At 66.1% G+C, this 14,018-nt stretch carries 15 protein-coding genes; 5 read left to right on the top strand and 10 right to left on the bottom strand.

The annotated features are described in order from the left end of the window. Nucleotides 1-272 precede the first annotated feature (272 nt). The 4 genes from C5B85_RS11480 (at nucleotide 273) to C5B85_RS11465 (ending at nucleotide 3,753) form a co-directional block, all read left to right on the top strand. The gene (locus tag C5B85_RS11480; RefSeq protein WP_104286165.1) at nucleotides 273-1,022 is read left to right on the top strand and encodes an amino acid ABC transporter ATP-binding protein; all 750 of its coding nucleotides are present in this window, start codon (nucleotides 273-275) and stop codon (nucleotides 1,020-1,022) included. Nucleotides 1,023-1,091: 69 nt separating this feature from the next. Beyond that, a complete protein-coding gene (locus C5B85_RS11475) occupies nucleotides 1,092-2,003 on the top strand; it encodes a glutamate ABC transporter substrate-binding protein (RefSeq protein WP_104286164.1) in 912 nt (303 codons plus the stop codon). Between the two features lie 92 nt (nucleotides 2,004-2,095). Next, entirely contained in the window at nucleotides 2,096-2,749 is a 654-nt protein-coding gene (locus C5B85_RS11470; RefSeq protein WP_104286163.1) for an amino acid ABC transporter permease, read from the top strand. Beyond that, entirely contained in the window at nucleotides 2,746-3,753 is a 1,008-nt protein-coding gene (locus C5B85_RS11465; RefSeq protein WP_104286162.1) for an amino acid ABC transporter permease, read from the top strand. The genes C5B85_RS11470 and C5B85_RS11465 overlap by 4 nt, the downstream gene beginning before the upstream one ends. A gap of 380 nt (nucleotides 3,754-4,133) precedes the next feature. Here the strand turns inward: C5B85_RS11465 and C5B85_RS11460 are convergent, their stop codons facing one another. From C5B85_RS11460 to infC, 4 genes are all read right to left on the bottom strand, one after another. Further along, on the bottom strand, nucleotides 4,134-4,934 hold the full coding sequence (locus tag C5B85_RS11460; protein ID WP_104286161.1) for an RNA methyltransferase: 801 nt from the start codon (nucleotides 4,932-4,934) through the stop codon (nucleotides 4,134-4,136). A gap of 202 nt (nucleotides 4,935-5,136) precedes the next feature. Further along, nucleotides 5,137-5,523 (bottom strand): 50S ribosomal protein L20, encoded by a 387-nt coding sequence (gene rplT, locus C5B85_RS11455; protein WP_068481110.1) that lies wholly within the window; start codon nucleotides 5,521-5,523, stop codon nucleotides 5,137-5,139. Between the two features lie 40 nt (nucleotides 5,524-5,563). After that, nucleotides 5,564-5,758 (bottom strand): 50S ribosomal protein L35, encoded by a 195-nt coding sequence (rpmI, locus tag C5B85_RS11450; protein WP_104286160.1) that lies wholly within the window; start codon nucleotides 5,756-5,758, stop codon nucleotides 5,564-5,566. Next, nucleotides 5,758-6,429 (bottom strand): translation initiation factor IF-3, encoded by a 672-nt coding sequence (infC, locus tag C5B85_RS11445; protein ID WP_104286159.1) that lies wholly within the window; start codon nucleotides 6,427-6,429, stop codon nucleotides 5,758-5,760. Before infC ends, rpmI begins: the two co-directional genes overlap by 1 nt. Nucleotides 6,430-6,719: 290 nt before the next feature. Here infC and C5B85_RS11440 point away from each other — a divergent pair, with 290 nt between their 5' ends. Then, complete coding sequence (locus C5B85_RS11440) at nucleotides 6,720-7,094, top strand: DUF1844 domain-containing protein (RefSeq protein WP_104286158.1); 375 nt, start codon at nucleotides 6,720-6,722, stop codon at nucleotides 7,092-7,094. 112 nt (nucleotides 7,095-7,206) lie between these two features. On the opposite strand, the gene C5B85_RS11435 is transcribed toward C5B85_RS11440, so the two are convergent. From C5B85_RS11435 to C5B85_RS11410, 6 genes are all read right to left on the bottom strand, one after another. Further along, nucleotides 7,207-8,763 (bottom strand): NAD(P)/FAD-dependent oxidoreductase, encoded by a 1,557-nt coding sequence (locus tag C5B85_RS11435; RefSeq protein ID WP_104286157.1) that lies wholly within the window; start codon nucleotides 8,761-8,763, stop codon nucleotides 7,207-7,209. Beyond that, the gene (locus tag C5B85_RS11430) at nucleotides 8,760-9,599 is read right to left on the bottom strand and encodes a carotenoid biosynthesis protein (RefSeq protein WP_104286156.1); all 840 of its coding nucleotides are present in this window, start codon (nucleotides 9,597-9,599) and stop codon (nucleotides 8,760-8,762) included. The genes C5B85_RS11435 and C5B85_RS11430 overlap by 4 nt, the downstream gene beginning before the upstream one ends. A 97-nt stretch (nucleotides 9,600-9,696) precedes the next feature. Continuing rightward, nucleotides 9,697-10,389: a monooxygenase gene (locus C5B85_RS11425; RefSeq protein WP_104286155.1), complete on the bottom strand. Its 693-nt coding sequence runs from the start codon at nucleotides 10,387-10,389 to the stop codon at nucleotides 9,697-9,699. Beyond that, nucleotides 10,386-11,954 (bottom strand): phytoene desaturase family protein, encoded by a 1,569-nt coding sequence (crtI, locus tag C5B85_RS11420; RefSeq protein WP_104286154.1) that lies wholly within the window; start codon nucleotides 11,952-11,954, stop codon nucleotides 10,386-10,388. Before crtI ends, C5B85_RS11425 begins: the two co-directional genes overlap by 4 nt. Continuing rightward, nucleotides 11,951-12,820: a phytoene/squalene synthase family protein gene (locus C5B85_RS11415; RefSeq protein ID WP_104286153.1), complete on the bottom strand. Its 870-nt coding sequence runs from the start codon at nucleotides 12,818-12,820 to the stop codon at nucleotides 11,951-11,953. The genes crtI and C5B85_RS11415 overlap by 4 nt, the downstream gene beginning before the upstream one ends. Beyond that, nucleotides 12,817-13,938, bottom strand: coding sequence for a polyprenyl synthetase family protein (locus C5B85_RS11410; protein ID WP_104286152.1), 1,122 nt, complete (start codon nucleotides 13,936-13,938; stop codon nucleotides 12,817-12,819). Before C5B85_RS11410 ends, C5B85_RS11415 begins: the two co-directional genes overlap by 4 nt. Nucleotides 13,939-14,018: the final 80 nt, after the last annotated feature.

Raw genomic sequence — 14,018 nt, 5'->3', positions numbered from 1 at the left:
GTGTCGAGTTTACCGAACGGCAGGGCCATCGGCTCCAGGATCCGAAATCATGCTTTCTCACGACGCGAGACAGGCCGGGTGAACGTCTTTGTGAGAATGTGGCTTCATCCCGTCGAACGGTAGAAATCCGCGTAAATCCGGCGATCTTCCAGGGTTGAGGTGTATCCAAGAGCACCGAAAACGCGCCCGCTGTGCACCGATCAGGTAACCATCTCGTTTCGAAAGCGAGAAATGGGCGTCGACCGAGTCTGACGCTGTGGTGGAATCACACCATGCAAAATCAGAGCGAGCCCCTCGTCGTCGTTGACCACGTCGAGAAGCACTACGGTGAATTCCACGCCCTGAAGGACATCAACCTCAGCGTCGAGCGCGGTCAGGTCGTCGTCGTCATCGGACCATCCGGTTCCGGAAAGTCGACCCTGTGCCGCACGATCAATCGACTCGAGACGATCACCTCGGGGGAAATCCGCATTGACGGGAAGGTGCTACCCAAAGAAGGGAAAGCCCTCGCCGCACTGCGAGCTGACGTCGGAATGGTCTTCCAGTCCTTCAACCTCTTCGCCCACAAGACCATCCTCGAGAACGTCGCGCTCGGCCCCATCAAGGTCAGGAAGCTCTCGAGGGCGGACGCCGAGAAAGAGGCAAAGGCGCTTCTCGACCGCGTCGGCATCGGTCACCAGGCCGCGAAGTTCCCGGCCCAGCTCTCGGGCGGCCAGCAGCAGCGCGTTGCTATCGCGCGTGCGCTTGCCATGAAGCCGAAGGTGATGCTCTTCGACGAGCCCACCAGCGCGCTCGACCCCGAGATGATCAACGAAGTCCTCGACGTGATGGTCGACCTCGCGAAAGAGGGCATGACCATGATCGTCGTGACCCACGAGATGGGCTTCGCGCGCAAGGCTGCCGACCGGGTCGTCTTCATGGCCGACGGCCAGGTGCTCGAAGACCAGTCCCCAGAGGACTTCTTCACGCACCCGAAGACCGACCGCGCCAAGGACTTCCTCTCCAAGCTCATCACCCACTGACGGTCGGCGCGGATCCGCGCCTCACCCGTCTTGCACGACTCAACAGACTTCCAACAGAAGGAGAAGCAAATGCGAAAGACCAAGCTCAGCGCCATTCTCGGCGCAGGCATCCTGGCCTCACTCGTACTGACTGGCTGCGCCGAGGGGGCGCCGCCGGCAGCAGGTGGTGGCGAAGAGGGCACCACGACCGGTGAAGCACCCGTCTTCGACGTCGCGACCGACGTCACGATCGAGGGCTCGCCCACGTTCGACAAGATCACCGCCGCTGGCGGCAAGGTCGTCGTCGGTGTCAAGGAAGACCAGCCGAACCTCGGCTACCTGGATGCAGTCACCGGAGAGCGCACCGGCTTCGACGTCGACGTCGCCCGCTGGATGGCAGCTTCGCTCGGCGTCTCCGACGAGAACATCGAGTTCAAGGCGATCCCGTCCGCGAACCGCGAGCAGGCCATCATCAACGGTGACATCGACTACTACGTCGGCACCTACTCGATCACCGACAAGCGCAAGGACCAGATCGACTTCGCTGGCCCGTACTTCGAGACCGGCCAGGGCCTGCTCGTCGGCGCTGACTCCGAGATCACGGGCGTCGATGACCTGAGCGCAGAGACGAACGTCTGCTCCGCGACCGGCTCCACGCCGATCCAGAACATCCGCGAGAAGTACCCAGAGGTCAAGACGACCGAGTTCGAGAAGTACTCGGAGTGCGTCGAGGCGCTCATCAACGGACAGGTCGACGCTGTCACGACCGACGAGGCCATCCTCATCGGCTACGCGGCACAGAACCCTGAAGCGCTCAAGGTCGTCGGCGAGCCCTTCAGCACTGAGCTCTACGGCATCGGCCTCGCAAAGGGCGACGACGCTCTGCGCGACCACTTCAACACGACCCTCGAAGAGGGTGGCGACGTGTGGCAGTCGATCTTCGACTACAACCTCGGCTCCTCCGGAACCACGGTCTCGCAGCCAGCGCCCGACCGCTACTAATCCCACAGGCGAGCGGCGGCGAGACCACAATCTCGCCGCCGCTCGTTCGCACCTAGGGCGCCCCGCGCCCTATCTCAGAAAGGAAGGCGAGCGTGTTCGACATCATCACGAACCACCTCGACCTCTGGGGAGCCTCCCTCGTGGGGACACTCATCCTCTTCTTCGGCGGCGCCTTGCTCGCGTTGGTTCTCGGCTTCATCGTCGGCGCCATGCGAGTCTCGCCCGTCCCGATCGCGCAGATGGTCGGGGCCGCGTACGTCAACATCATCCGCAACACTCCGCTGACGCTGGTCTTCTTCATCTTCGCGTTTGCGGTGCCCGTCTTGTTCCCGATCGGACAGGCGGACTACCTCACCCTCGGCATCCTCGCTCTTGGCATCTACACGGCCACCTACGTGGCCGAGGTGCTGCGAAGCGGCATCAACACCGTGCCCGTCGGCCAGGCCGAAGCGGCTCGCGCCATCGGCCTCCCGTTCGGGCAGGTCATGTCGCTCATCGTGCTGCCTCAAGCCGCACGAGCCGTCGTGCCACCCATGATGAGCGTGCTCATCGCGCTCCTCAAGAACACGACAGTGGCCGCAGGGTTCTCGGTCGTCAACCTCGGCAGCATCCGCGCGAACATGAGCGAACGGGGCGAAGATGCCCTTGGCGTCCTGCTCGTGGTCGCAGCGGTCTTCGTCGCCCTGGTCCTTCTCCTCTCCTGGGTGCAGAACGCGCTCGAACGACACTGGAAGGTCGCACGATGAGCCAGACTTCAGTGCTCTACGACGTGCCGGGCCCCAGGGCTCTGGCACGAAACCGCATCCTCAGCATCGTCACCATCGCTGTGGTCGTCGCGCTTGCCGCCTTGATCGTCTACCGACTCGGCGTCACGGGAAACCTCAGCGCCAACAAGTGGCAGATCTTCGGCTACGGCGCGATCTGGACACAGATCCTGCAGGCGCTCTGGGCCACGCTGAGCGCGTTCCTCGTCGCCGCCGTCGGTGCGCTCGCGCTGGGCTTCATCCTCGCAATCGGGCGCCTCTCCGACCACTCCTGGGTCCGCATCCCGGTGACGGTCGTCGTCGAGGTCCTGCGCGCCATCCCGGTGCTGATCCTCATGATGCTCCTGTACTACGCCCTTCCGGGCCTCGGCGTGAGGATGGACCCGTTCTGGGCCGTCGTCATCGCGCTGATCGCCTATAACGGCTCGGTGCTCTCCGAGGTCATCCGAAGCGGCGTCGAGTCGCTTCCGCGCGGCCAGTCGGAGGCCGGATACGCAATCGGTCTGCGAAAGACCGGCGTGATGCAGCTCATCCTGCTTCCACAGGCGATTCGATCCATGCTGCCGGTCATCATCGCGCAGCTCGTCGTGACGCTGAAGGACACGGCACTCGGATCGATCATCACCTACAACGAGCTGCTGTACCTCGCCAAGCTGATGGGTAGCCAGCTCAACTACGGCACGCCGTACATCCCCGTCACGATCGTGATCGGCGGGGTGTACATCCTGACGTGTGTCCTGCTGTCCTACCTCGCCACCGTTGCGCAGAAGCGCATCTCGGCGAACCCGAAGGTCCAGGGCACAACCGAGGTGGAAGCCAAGCCTGTTGGCAACGCGGGCAACGTGACCGACACGGAGCTCATCCTGGTCCAGCAGTCGGACGTGCTGGAGCTCGAAGAAGACGAGCGCCAGAAGGCGAAACACGACAAGGCGGAAGCGCAACGCCAGATCGACCTCCGCAAGAAGGACGACGGAGACCGTCTCTAAGCGATCTTCGCCAGAAGAGCTCCCCGCGAGCAGGTACTGAGGTTCTCAGTTCCGGCTCGCGGGGAGCTTTTCGTTTCGCTTCGAGACGCCAGGCGCTCACGGACTCGCGATCCCATGCGCGTCGCGCGGCCCCGCGCGTCCCAGCTGCCAGCTGCCAGCTGCCAGCTGCCAGCAGATTTTTCACTCATCGGGAGAACCCGGCTGCCCCAGGAGCGGGGCACCCCAGTAGCGAGGCGGATCTCGGCGGCGCCTCACCCAGAATCTCCCGAGAAGTGACGAGTCCGGGGGCAGGCCGCAGGCGGCAGAAGGAACACAGAAACGCCCGGGTCCAACCCGCGAAGATCGCGGACGGCCCGGGCGCCCCTTGAGCTGCGCTGCTCCTAGGCGCGCTGCGCGAACGCACTCTCGTACAGGAGGACGGACGCGGCCGTCGCGAGGTTCATGGACTCGGCCTGCCCGTAGATCGGAACACTCAAGGTTGCGTCCGCATAGGCCAGCTGCTCTGCATCCAGCCCACGCGCCTCATTGCCGAAGAGCCAAGCCGTCGGCTGCGCCAGCTCGCCGGAGTCGCGGGCGGAGAGCAGGTCGGCTCCGTCGATGTCTGCAGCCACCACGCGCAGGCCGGCGTCACGGGCGCGAGAGGTGGCAACGTCGAGCGTCACCTCAACCGCGATCGGCAGGTGGAAGATGGAGCCCGTGCTCGAGCGCACGACCTTCGAGTTGTACAGGTCGACGGTACGCCCCGTGAGGATGATGGCGTCGGCCCCAGCAGCATCCGCTGCACGGATGATCGTGCCGAGGTTGCCCGGGTCGCGCACCTCCTCGAGGATGGCCACCAGCTTCGGGGAACCGCTCAGCGCATCCCGAATCGACGAGGGGAACTGGCGGCAGACCGCGATGACGCCCTGCGGGGTGCGGGTGTCGGCCATCGCGTCGATGGCTTCCTCGCTCGCGAACGCGACCTCGAGCTGCGCCTCCTCAGCAAGACCACGCAGCTCGGAGTGCCGCTCGAGCGCCGTCGGGGTGACGAACAGCTCCTCGATGAGCTCTGGGCGCGAGACGAGCGCCTCGCGCACCGCCTGGGGGCCCTCGATGACGAAGAGGCCGGTCTCCTGGCGCTCCGACTTCTGCGCGAGCTTCCTGACTTCCTTGACACGCGCGTTGCGCGGACTCTCGATCATGGTGTCGACTTCTTCCTGCGCACAAAGCGCGCTGCGTTGTTGGTGCTACCGCTCATCACACCGAACGTCGGCGGAGCGTCCTCAGACCCAGTGACGAAGACTACGTGCCCGAGGCAAAAAGAAATGCGGCCGAGAGCTGGACTCTCGGCCGCATGTTCACACGGCCAGCGAATTCATGGTTCGAATTGGGCCGTGATATTGACTACGCCGCTGCGCGGGGGGCCGACGTGTCGGCCGGGAGCGCCTGCTTGGCTGCCTCGACGAGACCAGCGAACGTCGCGGGCTCGTTCACGGCAAGCTCGGCGAGGATACGGCGGTCGACCTCGATGCCAGCAAGGCCGAGGCCCTGGATGAAGCGGTTGTACGTGAGGCCGTTTGCGCGGGATCCGGCGTTGATGCGCTGGATCCAGAGGCGACGGAACTCGCCCTTCTTGGCGCGACGGTCACGGTAGGAGTAGACCATCGAGTGGATGACCTGCTCCTTGGCCTTGCGGTACAGGCGCGAGCGCTGTCCACGGTAGCCGGATGCGCGCTCAAGGATGACGCGACGCTTCTTATGGGCGTTTACTGCCCGCTTTACACGTGCCATGTGTGTTGATTCTCCTCAGTAAGTGTGGGTGCGGGCGGCTTTAGTGGCCGAGCAGCTTCTTGGCGACCTTGGCGTCTGCCTTCGAAAGCAGCTGGTCCTGGTTCAGTCGAGCCTTGCGGCCTGGCGCCTTGACCTCGAGGTTGTGGCGGAGGCCAGCCTGCTGCTTCATGATCTTGCCGCTTCCGGTGACCTTAAAGCGCTTCTTGGCGCCCGAGTGGGTCTTCTGCTTCGGCATTAGTTCTCCTCTGTGGTTGCAGACTCTGTTACAGACTCTGTTGCAGCTTCATCTGCAGATTCGTTCGCAGCTTCGCCTGTTGACGGCTGCCCGTGCTTGGCCGCCCGCGACGCTTCGCGAGCCGCGTTCCGCTTTGCGGAGGCGTCTGCCTTGACGTCGGACTTGTTACGGAACGGGCCGATGATCATGACCATGTTGCGGCCATCGATCATGGGGTTTGACTCGACAGTGCCGTACTCCGAGACTTCCTCGGCAAAGCGCTGCAGCAGGCGCACACCCATCTCCGGGCGCGACTGCTCGCGGCCACGGAACTGGATCATGGCCTTCACCTTGTCACCGTCTTCGAGGAAGCCGATGGCGCGCTTGCGCTTGGTCTCGTAGTCGTGCGCGTCGATCTTCAGACGGAAGCGAACCTCTTTGAGGACCGTGTTCGCCTGGTTGCGACGTGCTTCCTTGGCCTTCTGGGCGGCCTCGTACTTGAACTTCCCGTAATCCATGATCTTGGCGACGGGGGGCTTCGAGTTGGGGGCGACCTCGACGAGGTCGAGCTCAGACTCTTGCGCGAGGCGCAGAGCCATTTCGAGCTTGACTACTCCGACCTGCTCACCGCCCGGGCCGACAAGGCGGACTTCACTGGCACGGATGCGGTCATTGGTACGTGGTTCGCTGATGGAAGGCTCCTGACTTCACTGAATGTGGAAAGGAGGCGTCACACCAACAGCGCTGCGCTCGCAGCGTGTTTCCACCCAACGCCACAGAGCCTGCACGTCGTGCGACCAGCGCACTTCCTGCGAACTCGGTGACCTCTTCCCTGCTGCCGTGAGGCCGTACAAGGAAGGGAGTGGAGCAACCCGGTAACCTACTTAGAGCGGTTTGCGCGGGTGGGACGAATCCTCTTTCGTGGCCTCTGCACAGCAGAAACCGCTCGCCACATTACCAGAACTCCGCACAAAGGACCAGCGTGACCGACGCCTCACCCGAAAACACCTCAGCAGCCGAGCCAGAGTACGGTGATCTGCGTCGCGATATCGGCGAAGTCCCGGCCGTCGAGCTCATCACGACGACCGCCATCCACCTCATGAGCGCCGCCGCCGTCGCGTGCGGCCTTGACGAGGACAGCGGCGACGACGAGCTCGACCTTGACGAGGCCCGCAAGCTCATCTCAGCTCTCGCTGGCCTCCTCACCGCGAGCCTCCCCTACCTCGGCGACCACCACGCGCGTCCGCTCCGCGACGGACTGCGTTCGTTGCAGCTCGCCTTCCGCGAGGCATCCGACCACCCAGACGCAGTCGGCAAGGGACCAGGCGAGGACCTCACCGGCCCCGTCTACGGCTAACCGGCCAGAGACGCCAAGCCCGTCCGTCAGCCGCCGCTCGGCGGGGCGGGCGGGCTGACTTCAGGCGCCGGTCTCAGGCGCCGGTCTCAGGCGCCGGTGTCAGGCGCGGCCGTCAGAGGCCCGACGCGCTTCGGGCCCGACCGGCTTCAGGTTCTGCCGGACCAACCAGCTGCGCCACGATGGCGGCGGAGAGCGTCACAAGCGGGAGCCCACCCCCGGGGTGCGCGGATCCGCCGACCAGGTACAGCCCTTCGACCGGCTGACGGTTGGAGGGGCGGAGGAACGATGCCCTGGCGCCGTTCGACGCCGTGCCGTAGATCGACCCACCCGGGGAGCGGGTGTCGCGCTCGATGTCGGCGGGAGTGCGGATGCGCATCCATCTCACGTGCTCTCGCACGTCGACGCCACGCTCGGCCATCAGCTCGAGGATCGACGCCGCGTAGCGCTCCGCGAGACCGGGTTCATCCCAGTCGACGCCACGCTCCGGATCGTGCCGAGGCGCGTTGACCAGCACAAACCAGGCGCCGCATCCCGATTCTGGAACCGTCTCAGGGTCGTCCGGGGCTGAGATGTAGATAGTCGGCCGTTCCACCGGCTTGGGTCCCGCCCCCGCCTGGCCGCCGACGCCGAAGACCGCGTCGAACTCGGCGTCGTAGTCCTCGGCGAAAAGCACCCGGTGGTGAGTCGCCTCGCCGTGCTCGAACTCCGCGTCGTCGAGGTCGTCGAGTGCAAGCAGCAGGACGAACCCGGAGAGCGAGGGGTCGAGCTTCGCGTGCCGCTTCGCCGCGCGACGGGCGCCCTCACTGCGCAGGAGCTGCCCGTAGACGGTCTCCGCGTCCGCGTTCGCGACGACGATGTCGGCCGCGATCCGCTCGCCGTCCGCCGTCTCGACACCAGCGACCCTTGCTCCGTCCTGGAGGATGCGGCTCACGCACACCCCAGTGCGGATGTGGGCGCCGCACTGGACGGCGCGGTCCGCGATAGCGGCGCCGAGGCGCCAGAGGCCACCAGGGACATACCAGGACCCGTACGCCTGCTCCGCGTACGGCACGGTCGCGAGCGCCGAGGGCGCCCGCCTCGGGTCAGAGCCCGTGTAGGTCGCGTAGCGGTCGAGCAGCGCACGCAACCGGCCGTCGGTGAGGTCTTGCTCACCGAAGCCGCGCAGGCTGCGCCACGGCGCCACCCGGGCGAGCGAGAGCGGATTCGCCGCCAGGGTCGCTATGCCGGCCGCGTCGATGGGCGACTCGAGGAACGGGCCGCGCGCGATCTCCCACACCCGCTCGGAGCGCTCGAGGAACCTCGCCCACTGCGCCCCCGCGCCAGACCCGAGCGCCGCATCCAGTGCATCCGGGATCTGCTCGATCCTCCCTGGCATGTCGAGTTCCGTCCCGTCCGCGAAACGGTACCGGCAGGCGGTCTCGAGCCGACGGAGCTCCAGCACGGTCTCGAGCGGCGCCCCCGTCTCGGCGAACAGCTCAGTGAAGACGTAGGGCATCGTCACGAGCGACGGCCCCGTGTCGAAGAGGAAGCCGTCGTGTTCGAGCGTGCCGAGCTTCCCGCCGATCGTCTCGGCCTGTTCGAGCACCGTGACGTCATGACCCAGGGACGCCAGGCGCGCCGCAGCGGCAAGCCCGCCGACACCAGCACCGATCACGATGACGCGGCTCATCGGGACGCGTCCCCGCTCCCCGTGCCGACCCCAACCAGGTCCCGCGACGCCCGGCGAGCCCGCCAGTCGCGGAGCAGGACAACAACAAGCGGAATCGCGACGGCCCCCATGATGATGCCGCCGACAAGAGCCACGCTCGGTCGCTCGAAGAAGGTCAGGTTGCCGACGACGCAGGTCGCGTAGGTCCACAGATAGACGGTGAAGGGCACGGCATCGCCCGGTGCTCCGTCGACTTCCCGCGAGCGCGCAGCGACGGCGTCGATGAGCCCGCAGATGATGAGTGAGACGAGGTACCAGCCGAGGAAGTTCGTGAGCGGGATGCCGTCGACGCCCGGGATGCCCGGATCCGGGTGCTTCCAGCCCCAGTGGCCCGAGTCGACCATCTGCGGGTCGAGGAACACATCCCAGGCGGTGAGCGCCCATGCGGCGACGGCGACGCGGGCGATGCGGCGGAGCGCCCCAGGGGCCGTCCCGACGAGTCGCCTCGCGATGATGACCGCGGGGTAGGCGATCGTGACCCAGGCGAGGGGCACGATGAGCGGCACTTCGAATAGGGAGAAGCCGAGCGACGGCGTGTAGATGTACTGCCCGAAGGGGAAGCTCGTCGCGACGCCGATCACCTCGGCGAAGAAGCCTATGGCGGCCGCCGCGAGGAGCACGGAGGCGAACTTCGGCCCGCGCGTCGCCCACGCATGCAACACCCCTGTCGCTGCCAGGAGCGCGACGCTGGCGATCGTCAGCGGTACTGTGCCGCCGCCGGTGAAGGCGAACAGGCTTTGCACGAACATGCCTGCGGCAAGTGTCACCCACATGAGTCGTCGTGTGATGGCGGTCATCTTGAGTCCGTTCCTCTCGGTCGTGGCTCTGGATCTACAGCTTCTGTCGCGCTGGCTTCTGTCGGGCTGGCCTCTGGCGGCGTTCGCTCAGGCGGTCTCAGGTTTTCTGGCCCGTCCACCCCTCGACAGCGTCGACGGCGAATCGCGCGAAGAGCTCCTCCGCGAACCACGCCCCCGCCCGGCTGTCGACCATCGCGGCTTTGTGTGCCTGTGCACCGCGCATGAACTCTCGGAGCGAGGAAGACGAGTCCCAGAGGCTGAAGGTCCCGAGCAGGCCAGCGGGAAGCTCTCCCATCCCGAAGGCAAGGCCGAGTCCACGGGACCGTGCTCGCAGCAACTCGGCCGCAATGGGCGGCACGGTCCCCGAGAAGCGTGCCACCGCTGAAGGGCGGATGCGGGCACGAGTAATGACGGCGACCCTCTGGCCCTCCGCTGCCTCGGCGTCAGCGGAGCCGAACGGTTCCCTGCCTCCCCAGAGGCCGACGGACCGGATGGCGCGCATGCGCACCCTCACCCGTTCGCGGGACCGCCCATCCCAGGCGGCGACGAGTGCGCCGCGGTCGAACGCGTCAGCAGCCTCGCGAGACTCCCAGGCGGAGACGAGCGCCCAATGACCGAGGTCGGCGTCACGCGAGGAGAAGCTCGTCGCCCGTGCAGTGCCAAGAATCCGGGCGAAGCGGAGCCCTTCCGGCCGACTGCCGCCGACCAGCAACATGGCCGTCTTCGCCGTCAGCCCGAGTCCGGCACTCGCGCTGCCGGTTCCCCAGAGGTGGACGGTGGTGACCGTCACCGGCGCTCGACTTCAAGGGGGCCAGGGCTGCGGTCGCCCCGCACGTGCTTGAGCACCAACTCGGCGCTGATGAGGCACATCGGGACTCCAACGCCAGGGTTGACCGTGGCGCCCGCGTAGTAGAGGCCCTTGACCTTCGGGGATGCGTTGCCAGCTCGGAGCATGGCCGACTGGGCGAGCTCGTGCGACGGGCCGAGGATGCCGCCCCGCCATGAGTTGTAGTCCTGCACGAAGTCTGCCGGGCCGAGGGTGCTTCTGACCACGATTCGGCTGGCGAGGTCGGGAACTCCGGTCCACTCAGCGAGCTGAGCGATCGCGAGGTCGGCGATGCGCTCGACCTCCGCATCCCCGGCGCCGTCCGCTCCTCCCCCGCCGATGCTCGGGTCGCCCTTGACGGGGATGAGCAGGAACAGGTTCTCGTGCCCCTCGGGGGCGACGTCTGGATCGGTTGCACTCGGCTTGCACACGTAGATGGAGACCGGGTCGGGAAGGGCGACGCCAGCTCCGAAGATGGCGTCGAAGTTCTCGCCCCACTCCTTCGTGAGCAGCAGCGAGTGATGCGGCAGTGCGGGCAGTTCGCCCTCGACGCCGAGCATGACAAGGACGGCGCCCGGTCCCGAGTCGGTCTTCTTCCACACCCGTTCCGGGTAGCTGCGGTAACGCTCCGGAAGCAGCCGCGTCTCCGTGTGGTGCAGGTCTGCGGCGGAGACGACGACCTCCACGTCCTCGAAGTGCGGCTCGCCCATGGCATCCCGCCAATGCACGCCCCTGCTCCAGCCATGCGACACGGCGATACCGGTCACCTCGGCCTCGAGCACGAACTCGACCCCTGCATCGACCGCGAGCGCGTGCAGCGCGTCGACCACGGCGGTGAAGCCACCCATCGGATACTGCACCCCCTCGACGAGGTCCATGCGGCTCATGAGGTGGTAGATGGCTGGCGCCCGACGCGGGTCCGTGCCGAGGAAGACTGCCTGGTAGGCGAGGATCTGCCTCAACAGCGGATGCGTGAAGGACTCCTCGACAAACTTCTCGAGCGGAGTGGTAAGCCAGGTCAGTAGATCGGGCAGTTCACGGCGCACTCGCTCGCCGACGAGCGCGGCAGGGTTTCTGAAGGTGTTGTAGAGGAAGACGTCTTCGGCCATGTCCATGGCGCGCCTCGCGGTCTCGAGGTAGTCATCGAAGGCCGGCAGCGCATCAGGCTCGAGCTCGGCGACCAGCTCGCGCACAGCGTCTTGCCCGTACGGGATCGAGATGGCGTCACTCAACGCACCGGTCTCTGATGGCTCGGGAAAGACCCGGTAACCAGGATCCAGCATCCGAAGGTCGAGTTGCTCTTCCGTGCTTGTGCCCGCAAGCTCGAAGAAGTGGTCGAAGACGCTCGGCATGAGGTACCAGCTCGGGCCCGTGTCGAAGCGGAAGCCGTCGACCTCGAGCAGTCCCGCCCGCCCGCCGACCCTTGAGTTCTTTTCGAGCACGGTGACGGCGAAGCCGTCCCGCGCCAGGAGGATCGATGTGGCAAGGCCCGCCATGCCGGCCCCGATGACTACCGCGCGCGTGCTCATGATCGTTTCTCCAGAAGTACTCGTGCTGCGATGCGCGCTTTCTCAGCGCCCGGAACTCTGACGCGCGTCGAGCGCAGCTGCTCCGCGGGGGTTGCAGCGATGCGGTCGGCCAACGCGGAGAACAGCGCGCTCGCCAACGCAACGCCCCGCCGACAATCGCGGGGAAGGAGCGGGATACCCGCGTCAGCAGTCACAAGATCTGCGCGGATGCGGTCGAGCCAGATGAGCTTGCGACGTTCGTCGAGCGGTCCCGACTCGAGGCCCTCAACCGGGAGGTAGTCCCTGCCGAGCCTGCCCGCGTCGTCGCCGACATCGCGCAGGAAGTTCACGTTCTGGAACGCCGCGCCGAGGGCGCACGCTGCGGAGTCGATTCGTTCCCGTTCCCCGGCGGTGCGCGAGACGCCCGTGAGGAACACTCGAACGCACATCAGACCCACGACCTCAGCTGACCCGTACACATAGCGCCGCTGCTCCTCGACGTCGAGCGAGCGTGGCTCAAGGTCCATGCGCATCGAGGCGAAGAAGGGCACAATCAGCTCGGCGCCGAATCCGCAGCGGCGGGCGGTCGCCGCGAAGGCGTGCACGACCAGGTTGGTGCTGAATCCGAGTTCGATGGCTTCAAGCGTCTGGGCTTCGAGCCCGTCAAGCGCGGCGTGCTGCTGCGGAAGCGAAAGGCCCGCAAGGGCACCGACGCCGTCGACGATCTCATCGGCCACCCGAACCAGTGCGTAGATACTGCGCACCGGCTTCACCGTGCGACGGCCGAGGAGCCTCGACGCGGCTCCAAACGAGCTCGAGTAGGCGAAGATCACCTCAGCGGCCGACTTCTCCGCAGTGCGCGTGTACAGGTCGAGCGGCGAGATCACGAGGTCCGCCTCTCCAGCAGCATGAGCAGCCGTTCCATCATCTCGGCGAGGCTCCTGTCGCCGTCTCGGCCAGAGGCACCTACGGCGCTCGCCGCTGCCCTGGCCCTCGCGAATTGCGCCGCGAGCTCCTGCTCAACGGCGGCCCGCGACCCAGAAGCGTCAAGCAGATCGCGTGCCTTGGCACCGTCGACCTCGCTGAGCAGCGGGTCGCCGAGGAACAGCTGCAGCTCGTCCCACACGGGAGTCCCGCACGCAAGCGCGACGAGAGCCGTGAACTTCCCCTCACGGATATCCGAGTACGGCGCCTTCCCAAGTTTGTGCTGGTCGCCGAAGACCCCGAAGAGGTCGTCCTGCAACTGGAAGGCCAGTCCTGCCGCATCCGAGAACTGCGCGATGAGCCGCGCATCCACGAACCCTTCACCTCCCGCCGCGATCAGGCCGAGCTCCAGCGGGAGTAGGACGGTGTATGCCGCGGTCTTGTTCGAGCTCATCGAGAGAACTTCAGCCAACGCTGGGTGGTCGGAGCGAACAGAGAGGCTCACATCACTGAACTCTCCGGCGACCGACACCGCGAGCGCACGCTCAATTGCATCGAGCACGCGCAGGCGGACGTCGTGCGGCAGATCGATGCGCGCCACCCTCAGATGCGCTTCCGAGAGCAGCAGGTCCCCCACGAGAATCGCCGCAGCTTGTCCGAGGCGGCTTCCCCGCTCGCCGTCGAGCTCAGACCCGCCGACGATCTCCTCCACGCTACCGAGCAGGTTCCTCACGCCACGGCGCATCGTGTCGTTGTCGATGACGTCGTCGTGCGTCAGGAATGCCAGATGGAGCAACTCGGTGGCCGTAGCCAGCTCGATGACAGCCTCCGGCACCTCGTCTGCGCCCGTGTACGACAGGTAGCTCTGTATCACCAGCGCCGGCCTGAAGAGCTTGCCGCCCTCGGCACTCCGAGCCGTGATTCGCCACAGGGTCGCGAGCCCCTCGTCGATCGCGCTGGCCGCCCGCACACGGCCATCGAGGAACAGTTCGATTCGTCTTCTCACCTCGAGCAGCTGCTGCGCCGCGAGGTCGAAGTCCGAACCCTGGCCACGAGGGCTCGCCAGAGGCTCACGGATCACTCGGCACCACTCCCTTTAGCTCGGACGGCTAGCAATAAGAGTATCTAATTACTTTCGCGCGAGCCTACAGGCAAGCCTTC

Origin of the sequence: Pseudoclavibacter sp. AY1F1, from assembly GCF_002931075.1 — a bacterium.
Lineage (GTDB): Bacteria > Actinomycetota > Actinomycetes > Actinomycetales > Microbacteriaceae > Pseudoclavibacter.
Note: the sequence above shows the minus strand (reverse complement) of the source record. Positions and strands in the feature narration are given on the sequence as shown.